Here is a 17,025-nt window from a genome sequence, read left to right on the forward strand (position 1 = left end):
ACCGCATTGAAGCGCCTTCCGATGCGGTGCTGTTTGCGACTTACTCTTCACTTGATGATTTTGTGCATTTGCTACATAACACCGTAAATTTTTGCAAATTGTGTGAAAAATCTCACCGCTTGTTGCCGACTATCTATTGTTACCTAAACGCTTACGGTTATACGCGCCATCTAATACACGGCTCCACCATTTTTTATTTTTTAAGTACCATTCCACCGTTTTGCGGATACCTGATTCAAAGGTCTCTTGTGGTTTCCATCCAAGTTCACGGCCAATTTTCGCCGCGTTAATCGCATAACGCATATCATGGCCCGGGCGGTCTTTGACATAAGTGATTAAATCTTCATATTTCGCTACGCCTTCAGGTTTATTTGGTACAAGCTCTTCTAATAAACCACAGATAGTGTGAACTACGTCAATGTTGGTTTTTTCATTATGACCGCCGATGTTATAGGTTTCGCCGACTTCACCTTCTGTTACCACTTTATATAAGGCGCGAGCATGATCTTCTACGAATAACCAGTCACGGATCTGCTGACCATTGCCATACACAGGCAATGGCTTACCCTCTAACGCATTTAAAATCATTAATGGAATGAGTTTTTCAGGGAAGTGGAACGGACCATAGTTGTTTGAGCAGTTCGTGATAATGGTTGGTAAGCCATAAGTACGCAACCACGCACGAACTAAATGATCGCTTGAGGCTTTTGAAGCTGAATAAGGGCTGCTTGGTGCGTAAGGGGTGGTTTCAGTAAAGAGATCATCTGTCCCTTCTAAATCACCATACACTTCATCGGTTGAAATATGGTGGAAACGGAATGCCGCTTTTTTCTCATCACTTAAGGTGTTCCAATAAGCACGCGCAGCCTCTAATAAGGTGTAAGTGCCAACGATATTGGTTTCAATAAATGCCGCAGGATCATCAATAGAACGGTCAACATGGCTTTCAGCCGCTAAGTGCATTACCGCATCAGGTTTATGTTGTTCAAACACGCGAGCGAGTGCTTTCGCATCGCAAATATCGACTTGTTCGAACGCATAGCGTGGATTGTTTTCAACCGATTCAAGGGATTCTAAATTACCTGCATAGGTCAATTTATCAACGTTTACTGCGCTATCTTGCGTATTTTCAATAATATGGCGAACCACTGCAGAACCAATAAAGCCCGCACCGCCTGTGATAAGAAATTTTGCCATTAGAAAATTTTCCTTAAATTTATTTATTTAATACCCATCTATTTTTTATATATCGACCCGGATTATTATAATTTACTACTTTCGCATAATTACCTACAGCTGTAGCATTAGCAGGTATATCTTTGGTTACAACACTTCCAGCACCAATTGTTGCACATTCGCCAATACAGACATTCTCAATAATACAGCAATTTGGTCCAATATATACATTATCTGAGATTTTTGCAGCCACACCATCATTTGCACCGATAGTTGTATACTGTGATACATTAACATTGTTTCCAATTTTTGCAGAAGGATTAATAATTATCGGACCTGCATGCCCTATATATAAACCATATCCAACATCCGTATGGTGACTTATATCAATCCCATACTTTATCTTTTTATATCTATATATAGGATAGGAAAAAAATGATATAACCGGCCCCCCTCTACTTGCCAGCCTAAACCAAAATAGAAAGTTAAAAGATCTATTAAAAATATAATTCCTTATAAAAAGAGTAGCATTAACTTTTCCCGTAATCCTATAAAGATCGCTTTTTACATACTCAATAACTGTCATATTTATAAACTCCGTCTTTTTTCAAAATAAGATTTATAGACTTAAACAAGACTATAGTATTATTATCTACATCATCACACCCGTGATATTATTCTTGTGTCATAAATATTAATATACCTATTTCCATATTTTCGATATATATAGATAACCATAGTAGAGTCAATAAAGCCTATGCTGCCTGGAACAAAAATTTTCTCTTATAGTTTAAAAAATTAATAAGCCCCATGACGATTCAAAACAACATTTATTGTTTTAAATAAAATCGCAATATCATTCCATAACGACCAGTTTTTAACATACCACGCATCAAAATAAACGCGAGTATCATAATCTACATCATTACGACCACTTACCTGCCAAAGACCTGTCATGCCTGGCTTAGCCATCAAATAATAATCAACATCTTCTTCATAACGCTCAAGTTCTTCTTTCACGATAGGACGAGGACCGACTAAGCTCATTTCACCTTTTAATACATTAAATAACTGAGGAAGCTCATCTAAACTTGTTTTACGAATAAATGCTCCAATTTTCGTAATACGAGGATCATTCTTAAGTTTAAAATCTTTTTCCCATTCTGCTCTCGCTTCAGGGGAATTTTTTAATAACTCTTCTAATACTTCTTTAGAATTTACTACCATTGATCTAAATTTTAAACATTTGAATATTTTACCATTTCGACCAATTCTAGGATGTCCGTAAATCGCATTTCCACCATCTTTTTTTATGGCGAAATAAAGAGTAAGAAGTACAGGTGAAAGCCCAATAACAATGAGAATTGAGCCAATAATATCCATTGTTCGCTTTAAAAAGCGGGAAGAACGTTTTGCAAGATTATTATTAATACGCAATAACATCACTTCATAGCTAAACAAGAAAGACATATCCGTGCTATATAGAGGTAATCCTCTTAATGTTGGAACTACTGTAATGTATCTTGCTTTATGTTTAGCTAATTCTCTTAGCCAAATATCTCTATCTTCACTTTCTCCATTTTCCAATGCAAGAATAAATTGTGTTGTTTCTAGATTTGCTATTTTCCATAATTTTGAGTATTCCAAAATAGGGATTTCTAAACGCTGAATATCTTTAACATTTGTTTGAATATAGCCAAGAATATTTAAACCAAGATAACGTTCTTGCATTAATGCACGATACGCATCAACTGCATTTTTTCCATTACCAATAATGATCGTATCTTTTTTATACCAACCAGATTTAATCAATATTTTTTTTGTTACAATTCGTAATGTTGGCATAAAAACAAGTGTGATTACCCAAGTAATTAACCATAAATTTCGAGATGAGTCTAATTTAGAAAAGGCAATGATGGCTAACTCTACAACTGCTAATATGGCTAATGTTCTTAATATCTCTTTAAGTTCAAACCAAAATGGTTTTCGATAAGTATAGTGGCGTAATCTCATCCAAAACCAAGCAACACCAATAAAACTTAACAAAAAATGAATAACCACTCGTTCGTCAAATTGATCAGGAGGTACATACTCTGTTAAAGTTCCAGTGAAGCTGTTTAAAATAGCTAAAGTAAAGAAAAAGGGTAAGAATATGCCGATAAAATCTATACTAGCAAGAATCAATTTAGATAGAATTTGTTTATTCATATTACTCCCAAGATTTATATTTATTTATATTTTTTGAATAAAAAATAAGTGAAATTAATAATAAGATGTAATTATATCCAATGTTAATCATATGGCTTTCAGTTATTGAATAGAGAATCATAAAAAAGAAAATGATTGATTCTTTATAAAGTTTTTCCCTAAGCAAAAAACTAATAAAATAATAACTCATCAATGAAAACAAAATAAGAAAACTGAAATTTGAAAGACTTAGAGATACATATAAATTATCAATAACAATATTGTTTTCTTGAATCAATACCCTCATATCTCTAGGTAAAAATGAAAAACCAAATAGCTCATATGCTTCATAAGACAACCTTATCCTTTCAGATAGTAGTCTATTTACCTCACTAAGAACTGCAATATCATTAAATTTCACCATTGAAAATAAAGATAATAACGGGAATAGTACCATTGACATTCTCATTAAAAACTGAACGATACTATATCTTATAACATGGAGATATTGCTCTATAAACATCACCATAATTAATAATAATGAGAGAAGAAGGCTCGTTCTAGAGTAAGAAAATGAATATATAAAAAAGCTAAAAGCAATTAGAAAGATAAAGGAGGTGGAGGCAACCTTTTTCCTTATCATAAAAAATAAAGTAAGAAATATAAAGAATCTCATTGGAAATGTATTAGGGTGAAACATCTCGAATGTATAACGAGGTCTGCCATTTGTTTCATCATAAAGATACTCTGCACCACCTGCAATGTAATATTTATATAGAAAATATAATACCACTATAAAAATAGATAGTAGAGATAGTATATATAGAACTTTAAATAGTAACCTAAAGTCTATAAATTTAGATATCAGTATAAATATATAAGCAATCAGAAATGATGAATCTTTTGAAATATATGAACAATAAATAAATATAGAAAAACATATTGCTTTTGTGATAATTCCTTTTCTCTCTAAAAGATTAGGCTGAAAAAGAAGAATAATCCAAGAAATGGGTAGAATAACATTCTTCGATATCTGATAAGTCTCATAAAATATAGATTCCTCATTACTAATACTCAAAAAAGAGGTAATAAATAGGAATCCATAAGATAAAAAGAAAATTGAATTATAAATATTTCGAACGTTCATATTTAATTAAATCTTAATCAATTTCTTAATAAAAGATGCTACTCGATTACCTAATAACTTTTTAATTTTAGACTTCGCTTTCATCTTAAACGGTTGCCAAGTAGCATCATAATGGTGAATTGAATAAGTATTTTCTGTAATATTCAACTCATTCGTTTTATAGTTTAATGGGCAAAAGTATTCCGTTGAATAGATATGAATATCACCTAACACTTGATTTTTGTCTATAGATTGCAATCCTTTTTTTTCTAAGAGAGAGCTAGTTACATTAACGCATGTAACGATATTATTCATATCAAACCCTGCATTATGATAATATTGCATATTCTCATAAATAAATTGATGATTCTGAATTGCACCAAATCCAATACCAGTATTAACTTCACCTGCAAATTCAAATCCAAGAAAACAATTATGTTTTAATAAAGAATCAATATTATTAATAATTTCAACATCTGTATCTAAGTAAATTCCACCTTCATTATAAATAATATCTAACCTAGCATAATCTGAAACAAAAGCATATTTTCTTTCTTTATATGCTTTTTCAATAAATGGAATCTTATTTACATTATAATTGCTTTCATTCCATTCAATAATCTCATAGTCGGGGCAGTATTTTTCCCACGATTTAATGCAACGCTGTACACTTTCTGGTAATGGATTATTACCAAACCAACAATAATGTATTTTTTTAGGTATCATAGAATATCCAAATTTTATAAAATAATTAGGTGATGCCTTTCATTTGCTTATACATATCATATAACTTCTGATAGGTATCAAAAACATATGCGAATAGACTGATCTGAACTTTTCGAGTTAAATTAATATAAGGACATTTAAGCACTGATAATATATTGTCTTTAGCAAATTTTCTTGATTTTTTAATCAAATTCTTATCGTGCCAGTGCTTATCTGCTTGAATCATCATATTAATGAAAACAATTTCCCATGTGACTTTTGCTACACTCATATTCGCTTTTAATTCGGGATATTTACCTACAATAAAGTCATATTCCTCATTGATTGCCTGATATAAATCATATGTTTTTTCATTAAATTTAGAATGACCAATAGAACCTTCTCTTTTTAAATAAAAATATTTTGGTGAAGGGTTAAAAACGGCTTTTTCAGCTAAATCAATAACTTTATATGTAGTTAATTGATCTTCAAATAATCTACCCTCAGGAAATTTTATATTATTCCATAATTCTCTCTTATATAGCTTTCCCCAAGCACAAGGAGTTAAATAGTTATTAAATAAGAAACAGTCTAATGCCTCTTGTTTAGAAAGAATAAGTAAACTATTTAAATTTGAGTTTGCAATAGTTTTATTAGGGTAAACATTGTATGCACTAACGCAACTTATATCTGCCTTATTTTTACTTAAATCAGCATATAAAGTCGAGATCATATCTGGAGCAATATGATCATCACTATCAATAAAAGAGACGTACTCACCCTGCATAATTTCCATACCTGCATTTCGTGCAGAAGATAATCCGCCATTTTTTTTATGAAGAGCGGTAATATTTTTATATTGTTTTGCATATCTATCGCAAATCTCTCCAGAGCTATCTGTTGCACCGTCATTAACCAAGATAATTTCTAATGGTGTGTAATCTTGAGCAAGAATACTCTCTATACATTTTTCTAAATATGCTTCTACATTGTAGATAGGAACAATAACAGAGATTAATGGATTCGTTTTCATATTGTTATTTACCATGAATTTTATCAAATCTACCTAACTGATTTTTGAAAGCATCTATGATGCCCTTAAACATAAACCTTAAATAGTTTTTTTTATTCTTAAATAAAAATAAAACTTTAAATAACTTATAAAGAATAGTTTTTAGCATAAAGAAAGATTTTTGATGCAATAAACACCATAATAAGTTTCTTACTTGATAATAATATCTTAATGGAGATGCTACACCGACTCCAAACTTTTTACCTTTAAATGTAAATAAATGAAGATTTTCAGCAGGTTGATGAGCTAAGATGGCTTCATTACACTGAATAAGTTTAAAACCTAATTTATTCATCCGAATAAAATACTCCCAATCGACCACATCAATAAAAAGATCTTCATTAAATAGCCCTACTTTTTGAAATGCTTCTTTTGTGAATAATACTCCAGATTGCATGGTGATAGTTTTTTCTTCATACTGCTTAGAGGAAACTTTCGATATTGCTCGTTCAACTTTATATCTTGGAGATAAAGCTCCAAGCTGTTTTAAACCGAATTCATCAATATAGGCTTTATAAACATCTAAAATGTTATTATTAAACTGACTATCTTGATCCATTGAAACAACAAACTTGTAGCCATATTCAATACTTTTTTCAAATCCTATATTTAATGCGTTAGCAATCCCAGTGTTATCTAATAATGGAATGTATTCTAAACCAAATTCCTGAATTAGGGGTTCAAAAAGTTTTACATTATCTAAATCAGAATTATCAATTACAAAGAGTTTATCAAAGTAATGAATGTAACTTAAAATATTTTTAATTACATCAATATCTGGATTATATGCTACTACGACACAAGAAGTATTCTTTTTCATTTTACTAAGTTAATAAATAGTTGTTCAATTTCGGCTGTTTTATCTTTTACATTAAAATCACTAATAACTCTATTGTAAGCATTTTCTGATAAAGAGTGACATATAGTATTATATTCTCTAATCAAGTTAGAGAAATATACAGCTTCGTCTAAATTATTAATAACAAACCCACTTTCTTCATTTATAATAAGATCAACTAGTCCACCTATATTAGACACAAGTATTGGTTTTTTCATTGCCATATATTCAGCGGCAGCCAAACTAAGTCCTTCCCATTTTGAGAACAAAACAGCTTGGTTAAATCTTCTTACATAATTAGATGGTTCTGATACCCAACCAGTAATTAAGAAATTCTGAGCTATGTTATATTCAGCGATTCTATTCTCTACCTGTTTCCGTAGTTCTCCATCACCTACTATAACAAATAATGTTTCTGGGTATTTTTTTATAACTTCTTTTGCAAATTCAACGAAAAATAGAGGATTTTTTTGTTCTGTAATTCGCCCAACCATACCAATAATGTATCTATCTTTAGGCAATGGATTTTCAATATTGCTTGAGGCATCTAGAGTTTCTACATCAATGCCATTATAAATCAGTTCTAATTTCCTTACAGAAATGCCGATTTTTTGGGCTTCTTCATATTCAGATTTCGAAATAAGAATAAATTTATCAGTAAAATAAGAAAGAATTTTCTCTACTAGTTTATAAATAACAATTTTAACCTTAGAGGCATTCATCTTGAATGACCAGCCATGAGGATTATAAGCAACTTTTGACTTTAACCCTATATTAGCCATTCGACCAATTAGCCCACCAAATGTACTATGTAAATAAATTACGTCTGGCTTTTCAGCTTTAATGATTTTACGAATATTATAGGCGTATTTGAATAGCCTAATTAGAGAAAATGTTTGCTCAATATCTACATGATAAAAGCCATCTAGGTTTGAGAATTTATTTTCTCCTGTAGTAATCAATACATTACTAAATTTATCTACATTAGAATGTTTAAGATACATTCTAAGATAAGTATCTATACCACCGCCGTTTGCTTGTGTGAAATGTAGTACTTTTATTTTTTTATTTTTCATTTTGTAATTTATTTACTAATAAACATATTTTTAACTCTAAGTGAAAATGCTCTCATGTCTTTATTAAATACAAGAAGCATCAGGACACTTACAAGAATGTATATCACAGCTACAATTGCTGAGTTTATTGCCCATTTTATGAAAGATACATTATCCATCATAAGGTTGAAAGCCTGTAGTTTATCTATTATAAATATAGAACACATAATAGAAATAAGCAAGGTTATGCTTAATATAACTAATTTTTTTATATATAAATCAATAGATACACTAAATCCTCTAGAAAATAAAAAATAGGCTTTCCATCCAATCACCATAATAAACAAGCTAATGGCACTGCCTAAAATAATGCCAAATAAACCAAAGTATTTACCTAAAATAATTGATAAGGTAATCGTCATAACGCTTTCAATAATAGGGGCATATACGTCACCAAATAGTCCATAACCAACTAAAAAACTATCAATAAAAGATCTTGCTAGACGAATAAATGCATACAAAGTTAAAACGAATAATACTTGTTTCTCAATTATAAAATCAGAACCAATCCATAATGTAATAAAGTATTCTGACTGTAAATAGAAAGTAAAACAGATGATAGAAATCATCCAATATCTAAAAACTAAGAATTGGTTAAAAAAAGTAATTACTTTATTCTTATCACCTTGTGCAATTAGATTACCTATGCCAGCTTGAATGCCTGCAAATGTAGCTCCAACTAAAGAATATATTGCAGTAACAATAATCATATAATTTTCATACTTTGTTACAGTATAAAGAGAAATATAAGAATAAATAATAATAGGTGTCACTTGTGTTATAATAATTCCGCCTACTTGATGAAAAAATATTTGTTTTATTTTTGTAATAATTTCTGTATGTTTATTTCTTAATATTTTTCCATTTGATAGATTAATCACTAACCAAGGATAATCTCTCTTTACAACATATTTTATAAGCAAAGCGATAAGAATACTTAGTATAACCTCAATAAAACACCAAGCTAAAAATTTATTCTCGATATTTTCTACCAATATTATTACAAAAATTTGTAATACATATTTAGTAAATTTCATTAACTGGTTAATATAATTTACTTTATACTCTTGTAAATCCGCAACCAGAAGCACCTGAACATAGCTGACAAAATAGGTTGATAATGATGATATTAAGAAAGAGGTAAATGCTACATATGCATACCAAATCGGTAATATAGTTTTACTAAATAGCACAGGTAAACAAAAAAATATAATGATAGAGCATAAAATAATGATATAGGCTACTTTTCTATATATCCAACCTTGAACACTGATAATTTCAGATATACTTTCTCTATCATTTTTTGAAATTGGCTTATAAAGAGCATAAGAGATAGCGTTCATTATTCCAAGTTCAGCCAAGCTTAAAAAACCTATAATATTCATGGCAATAGTATTCATGCCAAGAATTTCAGATCCTAGGTTATCTAAGAAATATCGCCGTGCTAGGAATGTAATAACAAGATTTATTAAAAATAGAGAGAATGCAACTCTCATATTTTTAAAGCTTTTCTTAGCTATACTCATATATAACCAGAATTTTATTTAGTTATTTGTTTTCTAATTAGAATAATTGCAGAAGAAATAATCATACCTAAAATAAATCCAATACTCAGAATAATTATTCTCTTAGGCTTATCCTTCACCACTGGATAATCCGGTGAAGCCTGATACCGAAATGTATTTGCTTTAACTTCTTTTGCCTTAATTAACAAGGGTTCTAATTCGGAAAGTAAAGAAGAAACTTGATAATATCTTGGGGGATAAATAATGTTATTCTTTTTCAAAACCTCAATTTGTGCTTTGAGATATTTTTCCCCAAGCATAAAAAGATATGCACCATCACTTAATTTAGAATCAGAGAGAGGTATTTTTGTATCAGACATTGCTATTGCCTGTAATGCATTATCATTAGTTGCTGAATTGAAAGACTTTGAATATTCTTTTATCCCTGCTTCTTTCGCAATGCTTAAGGCATTTTCTAGATTTTCTAACTGGACAGATTTATTTATCGCCAAATCTCTCTCAAACTTTGTTTTTTCATAGTTCAAATCGGATACTAATTCATTGAAATAAAGAAGAAAACCATCTAACTCTATTTGATACGCAGACTTGTTTATAGCAGAAATAAACTGTGATAAGACAGTTTGTGCTTCAGCAGGGGTTTCAGCATAAAAACTAATTTGATTACCAATGAGATCCGGCTCTTTTTTGCTATCCGGCTTTTTGATAGCAATATTTTTTGTCATCAAATCCGAAAGAATGCGCAATTTTTCTGTTTCTGATTTTCCTTCAGTTTCTTTCTTATAAAAATCAGATTGCTCAAAGAATTTTCTTCTTTCGTCTAAAGATTCTGAAAGCAAATTAAACTGCCCGAATAAATTACTTGCCGTCACACCGGCATCAAACTCACCACCGACAATTCGAGCATACTCTTTTCTCACAAGGAAATAATCCCCTAGATCTGCTGTTCTCGGCCCAATCACTTCCGCATTTGAGGTCCACTGCTCTTTCGCTGTAAATGCATAAATACCCGCAATTAAAGTACACACAAGCACAGAAAGCGCAATCCAAATTTTCTTATTCCAAAGTTCTCGGAAGAGTTCTACTAAATCAATTTCATCTTGTTTTTGAGAAGATAATTCGCTCATATTTATTCCTTTAAGAGAATCTTATTGCTAAAAATAACCGGTCCATTATAGACAACAACAACAACAACAACAACAACAACAACAACAACAACAACAACAACAATAAATTATGTAACTTATTGTAAATATTGCAAATTTACAACGAAAATGCGGCTAAATTTAACCGCATTTCCATATTAAACCCTACGTAAACTACGCATAATACATTTCAAACTCAACCGGATGCGGTGCCATATTCAAACGTTCTACTTCTTTACGTTTAATACCAATAAAAGCTTCCACAAATTCTTTACTAAATACACTGCCTTGAGTTAAGAATTCGTAGTCTTTTTCTAACGCATTTAAGGCTTCATCTAAAGAACTTGCCACGGTTGGGACATCTTTAAGTTCTTCCGGAGGAAGATCATAAAGGTTTTTGTCCATTGCATCGCCCGGATGAATTTTATTCACTACGCCGTCTAAGCCTGCCATTAATAACGCGGCGAAGGCTAGATATGGATTTGCCAATGGATCCGGAAAGCGCGCTTCCACACGAATGGCTTTCGGGTTAGTTACCGCTGGAATACGAATCGAGGCGGAACGGTTACTGGCGGAATAAGCCAATAATACAGGCGCCTCAAAGCCCGGCACCAAGCGTTTATAAGAATTAGTACTTGGATTGGTAAACGCGTTTAGAGCTTTTGCATGTTTGATGATCCCGCCGATATAGTAAAGTGCGGTTTCCGAAAGACCGGCATATTTGTCGCCTTGGAAGATATTTTTACCGTCTTTACTTAAGGACATATTACAGTGCATGCCCGAGCCATTATCACCGGTAATCGGTTTCGGCATAAAGCAGGCAGTTTTGCCATGTTCAAGCGCAACGTTTTGTACCACATATTTATAAATTTGGGTTTCATCCGCTTTTAAGGTTAAGCTATTGAATTTCGTCGCAATTTCATTTTGACCGGCGGTCGCCACTTCGTGGTGATGCGCTTCCACCACCAGTCCCATTTCTTCTAGAATCAAGCACATCTCTGAACGAATATCGTGCGCATTGTCGATTGGTGCAACAGCACAATAACCGCCTTTTTTCAACGGACGATACGCATTGTTGCCACCTTCGTATTTCTTGTTGGTATTCCAAGCAGCTTCCACGTCGTCGATGGAGAAAGACGCACGGTTCATTGATACGTCAAAACGCACATCATCAAATAAGAAAAACTCTGGTTCCGGACCAAACAAAGCTTGATCGGCAATACCTGTAGAGCGCATATAATTCTCCGCTCGAATAGCGATCGAACGAGGATCTCGCTCATAGCTTTGCATTGTTGTTGGTTCATATACACTACAACGAAGCGAAAGTGTCGGAATCTGCGCAAAAGGATCCAGCACGGCGGTTTCAGCCATCGGCATTAACAGCATATCGGCTTTATTAATGGTTTTCCAACCTTCTACGGATGAGCCGTCGAACATTTTACCATCTTCGAACATATCTTCATCCACAAGACTAACCGGGATAGATACACCATGTTCTTTGCCTTTAATATCGGTAAAACGAAGAAGCACGAATTTAACATCGTTTTCTTCAATTAACTTAAATACCTTGGCGATTGCGTTTGACATAAGGAGCCCTCTATTTTGCTACGAGTATTATTAAAATAAGGCTACATTATAGCCTATTCCCTCATTTTTTTCATTGAATTTATTTTCCTACCCGACATAGCGGGCGCTCAAAAAGTCGTGTATAATTCCCGCCCTTTCGGCCGTAGGGTGGGATTTATCCCACCAACTCAAACTACTTGAAATATTCTCGCTGGGTTAAATCCCACCTACACAACTTAAGATTAAACAATGAAAAACGAAATCGATATTAACAAACTGCGCAACATTGCGATTATTGCGCACGTTGACCATGGTAAAACCACCCTTGTAGATAAATTACTCCAACAATCCGGCACATTTGAATCCATCCGCGGCGATGTAGACGAACGCGTGATGGACTCTAACGATATTGAAAAAGAACGCGGCATTACCATTTTGGCGAAAAATACTGCGATCAACTGGAACGGTTACCGCATTAATATTGTTGACACTCCGGGACACGCAGATTTCGGTGGCGAAGTAGAACGCGTACTTTCTATGGTGGATTCGGTTTTATTGGTAGTAGATGCTTTCGACGGCCCAATGCCACAAACCCGTTTTGTCACCCAAAAAGCCTTTGCGCACGGCCTAAAACCGATTGTCGTGATCAATAAAGTTGACCGTCCGGGGGCACGTCCCGATTGGGTGGTGGATCAAGTGTTCGACTTATTCGTGAACCTTGGCGCAACGGACGAACAACTAGACTTCCCGATTATTTATGCCTCCGCATTGAACGGCGTCGCCGGTTTAGAACACGAAGCACTTGCGACAGATATGACACCGTTATTTGAAGCCATCGTCGAACATGTCGAACCGCCGAAAGTGGAACTTGATGCACCGTTCCAAATGCAAATTTCCCAACTAGACTATAACAGCTATGTAGGCGTTATTGGTATCGGTCGTATCAAACGTGGCTCAATTAAACCCAACCAACCGGTTACTATCATCAACGGCGAAGGCAAAACCCGCCAAGGCCGTATCGGTCAAGTTCTGGGCCACCTCGGTTTACAACGCTATGAAGAAGACGTGGCTTACGCCGGCGACATCATCGCGATTACCGGTTTAGGTGAGCTCAATATTTCCGATACCATCTGCGATATCAATGAGGTTGAAGCGCTACCTTCATTAAGTGTGGACGAACCAACCGTCAGTATGTTCTTCTGTGTTAACACCTCGCCGTTTGCCGGTCAAGAGGGCAAATATGTCACTTCTCGTCAAATTCTCGAACGTTTAAATAAAGAACTTGTTCACAACGTCGCATTACGTGTAGAAGAAACACCTAACCCGGATGAATTCCGCGTTTCCGGTCGCGGCGAATTGCACCTTTCTGTGTTAATCGAAAATATGCGCCGTGAAGGCTACGAACTCGCCGTATCTCGCCCGCGTGTGATTTATCGTGAAATCGACGGCAAAAAACAAGAACCCTACGAACAAGTTACTATCGATGTTGAAGAACAACACCAAGGTTCCGTGATGGAAGCCTTAGGCATCCGTAAAGGCGAAGTGCGCGATATGTTACCGGACGGCAAAGGTCGCGTACGTTTGGAATACGTCATTCCAAGTCGCGGCTTAATTGGCTTTCGCGGCGAATTTATGACCATGACCTCCGGCACCGGCTTGCTTTACTCCAGTTTCAGCCATTACGACGACATCAAAGGCGGCGAAATCGGCCAACGCAAAAACGGCGTATTAATTTCTAACGCCACCGGTAAAGCGTTGGGCTATGCATTATTTGGCTTGCAAGAACGCGGCAAATTAATGATCGAGGCGAACGTAGAAGTGTATGAAGGTCAAATTATCGGCATTCACAGCCGTTCCAACGACTTAACCGTCAACTGCTTACAAGGCAAAAAGCTCACCAATATGCGCGCTTCCGGTAAAGATGACGCCATCGTCCTCACCACACCGGTAAAATTTAGCCTCGAACAAGCCATCGAATTTATTGATGATGACGAACTGGTAGAGGTCACACCGGAATCGATCCGCATCCGCAAAAAACTGCTGACGGAAAACGATCGTAAACGAGCCAACCGCACTACAACCAGTACCAGCACACACTAACAAAAATGGGATCACAACGATCCCATTTTTATTTCTTCAATTCACCAACCGCAAATAATGTCGATACGACAAAGGAAATTTAATTTCAGACTTAAAAACCCGTCCCAATAATACCTTTCTGCGGGCATTAGCCAGTCCAATGCGGTGCTATTTTGAAAGTTCACTGAGATGCATATCGAAGTCCAATGCGGTGCCGTTTTGAAAGTTCAATGAGGTGCATATCGAGGTTCAATGCGGTGCTGTTTTGAAAGTTCGCTGAGGTGCATACCGAAGTTCAATGCGGTGTCAATTTAGGAGGATAACAATTCTGCTCATATTTTCTAAATCTCTGATCTAAAAATCAGGGTTATAAACAATCATTAAAAAACACTAGACGACGTTAGAAACGATAACTTATTGAATTTATTAGGATTTGAAGTCATTAGAAAACGTTGGCGAACGTTAAAGAATTGTATTCTGGCGGTGAGAGAGGGATTCGAACCCTCGATGCAGTTTCCCACATACACGCTTTCCAGGCGTGCTCCTTCAACCACTCGGACATCTCACCGTGTTGAGGTGGCGCAAACTATAAAGATTTGTTTGGGTTTAGTCAAGTTTTTTGCGCTAGAACATAAAAATCTTTTTAAATTTTCGCTAAAATGATGGCTCTTTTATATTTATTTTGTCGGTTTTTTATGCATCTTAAGTCTCTTTTTTCAAAAAATGTCTTTTTAGCGGTGAAACCTTTCAGTGCATTGAAAGATGCATTTCGTGCCGGTTATACAAAAAAATCTTTAATGCGGGATATCGTAGCAGGATTAACCGTCGGCGTAATCGCCATTCCGCTATCCATGGCGCTGGCTATCGCTAGTGGCGTCCCCCCTCAACACGGGCTTTACACCGCGATTATTGCCGGGATTGTGATCGCCCTGACCGGTGGCTCGCGTTTTAATATTTCCGGGCCAACCGCCGCTTTTGTGGTCATTCTTTATCCGGTCACTCAACAATTCGGCTTAAGTGGCTTGTTGATGGCGACCTTGTTGTCGGGCGTAATTCTAATTTTGATGGCGTTATTTCGCCTCGGACGCTTGATTGAATATATTCCGCTGCCTGTCACCTTAGGCTTTACCTGTGGGATTGGGATTACCATCGGCACCTTGCAGATTAAGGATTTCCTTGGTCTAACCATTCCTCAAATGCCGGCGCATTATCCTGAAAAAATTCACGCGATTTTGAGCGCGCTTCCGACGATTAACTGGGCGGATACGGCGGTAGGCGTGGTCACTTTGCTGGTTTTAACCCAATGGCACAAGTTACGCCTATCAATTCCGGGGCATTTGCCGGCGGTAATTATCGGTACGTTATTGGCGCTAACGTTGAAATATTTCGGCTTTGACGTAGCAACAATTGGCACCGCATTCCAATATACGTTGCCGGACGGTTCAATCGGCAACGGTATTCCGAACGTACTGCCGGATTTCGCATTGCCGTGGAACATTCCAAATGCGCAAGGCGAACTGGTGCAATGGAATTTTTCTAGCTTGCAAGCCTTATTGCCGGCTGCATTTTCAATGGCGATGCTTGGCGCAATCGAATCGTTATTGTGTGCCGTTGTTTTAGATAATATGACGGACACCAAACACCATTCCAATGACGAATTACTCGCACAAGGTTTGGGAAATATCGTGTCGCCATTCTTTGGCGGGATTACCGCGACAGCGGCAATCGCCCGCTCGGCGGCAAATGTGAAATCCGGTGCAGTATCGCCGATTGCCAGCGTAGTACATGCACTTCTCGTGTTGTTTGCATTAATGTTATTTGCCCAAGCACTTTCTTATTTGCCACTTTCCTCAATGGCCGCGTTGTTATTAATGGTGGCATGGAATATGGCGAATGTGCCGGAAATTATTCGTCTTGCCCGTCGTTCCGGTAAAAATGAAATGGCGGTGTTGTTCACTTGCTTAATTTTAACCGTGTTATTCGATATGGTCATCGCCATTAGCGTCGGCGTATTATTAGCGAGTTTATTATTTATTCGCACCATTGCCGAAATGACCAAAGCCATTGAACATAATGCGCCGGAGGATTTGAGTGATGTATTGGTCTATCGCATTAGCGGTCCGTTATTCTTCGCCGCAGCAGATAAATTATTCGCTGATTTGCACGACAAAACCGTACATACGGACCATGAAATTAAACATATCGTATTGCAATGCGATGCGGTGACCGTGTTAGATACAGGCGGCATTCACGCGTTAACGCGGTTTGTGCAACATATGTTGCCGCATCAGCAACTTTATATGTGCAATATGCAATTCCAGCCGTTACGCATGTTGGTGAAATCAAATTCAACATCGGAATTGCAAAAAATTAATTTTTCCGTGGATTTGAACGAAACCTTTAACAAAATTCGTGCTTTCGAACAATCAAATCCGTAACGAAAATAAAAGCGTGCTAAAATGGCTCGCTTTTTTATTAACCATAGGAATGTTT

General features: G+C 35.5%; 12 protein-coding genes and 1 tRNA gene. 2 read left to right on the forward strand and 11 right to left on the reverse strand.

Annotated elements, in window-relative coordinates:
• Positions 1 to 129: 129 nt before the first annotated feature.
• From rffG to glnA, 10 genes are all read right to left on the reverse strand, one after another.
• Complete coding sequence (rffG, locus tag AB3F25_RS06490; RefSeq protein ID WP_373603050.1) at positions 130 to 1,197, reverse strand: dTDP-glucose 4,6-dehydratase; 1,068 nt, start codon at positions 1,195 to 1,197, stop codon at positions 130 to 132.
• A 19-nt stretch (positions 1,198 to 1,216) separates the two neighbouring features.
• Complete coding sequence (locus tag AB3F25_RS06495) at positions 1,217 to 1,762, reverse strand: serine O-acetyltransferase (RefSeq protein ID WP_373603051.1); 546 nt, start codon at positions 1,760 to 1,762, stop codon at positions 1,217 to 1,219.
• 212 nt (positions 1,763 to 1,974) lie between these two features.
• The gene (gene wbaP / locus AB3F25_RS06500) at positions 1,975 to 3,384 is read right to left on the reverse strand and encodes an undecaprenyl-phosphate galactose phosphotransferase WbaP (protein ID WP_373603052.1); all 1,410 of its coding nucleotides are present in this window, start codon (positions 3,382 to 3,384) and stop codon (positions 1,975 to 1,977) included.
• 1,132 nt (positions 3,385 to 4,516) lie between these two features.
• Positions 4,517 to 5,215: a glycosyltransferase family 32 protein gene (locus AB3F25_RS06505; RefSeq protein WP_373603053.1), complete on the reverse strand. Its 699-nt coding sequence runs from the start codon at positions 5,213 to 5,215 to the stop codon at positions 4,517 to 4,519.
• Between the two features lie 25 nt (positions 5,216 to 5,240).
• Positions 5,241 to 6,227, reverse strand: coding sequence for a glycosyltransferase (locus AB3F25_RS06510; protein ID WP_373603054.1), 987 nt, complete (start codon positions 6,225 to 6,227; stop codon positions 5,241 to 5,243).
• A gap of 4 nt (positions 6,228 to 6,231) precedes the next feature.
• Positions 6,232 to 7,086 carry a hypothetical protein gene (locus AB3F25_RS06515; protein ID WP_373603055.1) on the reverse strand — a complete coding sequence of 285 codons (855 nt, stop codon included), beginning with the start codon at positions 7,084 to 7,086 and terminating at the stop codon, positions 6,232 to 6,234.
• On the reverse strand, positions 7,083 to 8,180 hold the full coding sequence (locus AB3F25_RS06520) for a glycosyltransferase (protein WP_373603056.1): 1,098 nt from the start codon (positions 8,178 to 8,180) through the stop codon (positions 7,083 to 7,085). Before AB3F25_RS06520 ends, AB3F25_RS06515 begins: the two co-directional genes overlap by 4 nt.
• Before the next feature lie 8 nt (positions 8,181 to 8,188).
• Entirely contained in the window at positions 8,189 to 9,619 is a 1,431-nt protein-coding gene (locus tag AB3F25_RS06525) for a lipopolysaccharide biosynthesis protein (protein WP_373603057.1), read from the reverse strand.
• A 140-nt stretch (positions 9,620 to 9,759) separates the two neighbouring features.
• On the reverse strand, positions 9,760 to 10,869 hold the full coding sequence (locus AB3F25_RS06530; protein ID WP_373603058.1) for an LPS O-antigen chain length determinant protein WzzB: 1,110 nt from the start codon (positions 10,867 to 10,869) through the stop codon (positions 9,760 to 9,762).
• A gap of 192 nt (positions 10,870 to 11,061) precedes the next feature.
• Complete coding sequence (glnA, locus tag AB3F25_RS06535; RefSeq protein WP_373603059.1) at positions 11,062 to 12,474, reverse strand: type I glutamate--ammonia ligase; 1,413 nt, start codon at positions 12,472 to 12,474, stop codon at positions 11,062 to 11,064.
• A gap of 228 nt (positions 12,475 to 12,702) precedes the next feature.
• On the opposite strand from glnA, the gene typA reads away from it, so the two are divergent.
• Positions 12,703 to 14,553, forward strand: a complete 1,851-nt coding sequence (typA, locus tag AB3F25_RS06540) for a translational GTPase TypA (RefSeq protein ID WP_373603060.1) — start codon at positions 12,703 to 12,705, stop codon at positions 14,551 to 14,553.
• Positions 14,554 to 15,010: 457 nt separating this feature from the next.
• Here the strand turns inward: typA and AB3F25_RS06545 are convergent.
• A tRNA-Ser gene (locus AB3F25_RS06545) sits at positions 15,011 to 15,100 on the reverse strand.
• Positions 15,101 to 15,227: 127 nt separating this feature from the next.
• Between AB3F25_RS06545 and dauA the strand changes: the two genes are divergently transcribed.
• Complete coding sequence (gene dauA / locus AB3F25_RS06550) at positions 15,228 to 16,970, forward strand: C4-dicarboxylic acid transporter DauA (protein ID WP_373603061.1); 1,743 nt, start codon at positions 15,228 to 15,230, stop codon at positions 16,968 to 16,970.
• The last annotated feature ends 55 nt before the right edge of the window (positions 16,971 to 17,025 follow it).

It is taken from the genome of Aggregatibacter sp. HMT-949 (assembly GCF_041734645.1).
Lineage (GTDB): Bacteria > Pseudomonadota > Gammaproteobacteria > Enterobacterales > Pasteurellaceae > Rodentibacter.

Bases quoted from the DNA above. Each gene is read 5' to 3' on its own strand.
- wbaP (WP_373603052.1), bottom strand. From the start codon at position 3,384: ATGAATAAACAAATTCTATCTAAATTGATTCTTGCTAGTATAGATTTT.
- rffG (WP_373603050.1), bottom strand. From the start codon at position 1,197: ATGGCAAAATTTCTTATCACAGGCGGTGCGGGCTTTATTGGTTCTGCA.
- AB3F25_RS06495 (WP_373603051.1), bottom strand. From the start codon at position 1,762: ATGACAGTTATTGAGTATGTAAAAAGCGATCTTTATAGGATTACGGGA.
- AB3F25_RS06510 (WP_373603054.1), bottom strand. From the start codon at position 6,227: ATGAAAACGAATCCATTAATCTCTGTTATTGTTCCTATCTACAATGTA.
- AB3F25_RS06505 (WP_373603053.1), bottom strand. From the start codon at position 5,215: ATGATACCTAAAAAAATACATTATTGTTGGTTTGGTAATAATCCATTA.
- AB3F25_RS06530 (WP_373603058.1), bottom strand. From the start codon at position 10,869: ATGAGCGAATTATCTTCTCAAAAACAAGATGAAATTGATTTAGTAGAA.
- AB3F25_RS06515 (WP_373603055.1), bottom strand. From the start codon at position 7,086: ATGAAAAAGAATACTTCTTGTGTCGTAGTAGCATATAATCCAGATATT.
- glnA (WP_373603059.1), bottom strand. From the start codon at position 12,474: ATGTCAAACGCAATCGCCAAGGTATTTAAGTTAATTGAAGAAAACGAT.
- AB3F25_RS06520 (WP_373603056.1), bottom strand. From the start codon at position 8,180: ATGAAAAATAAAAAAATAAAAGTACTACATTTCACACAAGCAAACGGC.
- AB3F25_RS06525 (WP_373603057.1), bottom strand. From the start codon at position 9,619: ATGAATACTATTGCCATGAATATTATAGGTTTTTTAAGCTTGGCTGAA.
- dauA (WP_373603061.1), top strand. From the start codon at position 15,228: ATGCATCTTAAGTCTCTTTTTTCAAAAAATGTCTTTTTAGCGGTGAAA.
- typA (WP_373603060.1), top strand. From the start codon at position 12,703: ATGAAAAACGAAATCGATATTAACAAACTGCGCAACATTGCGATTATT.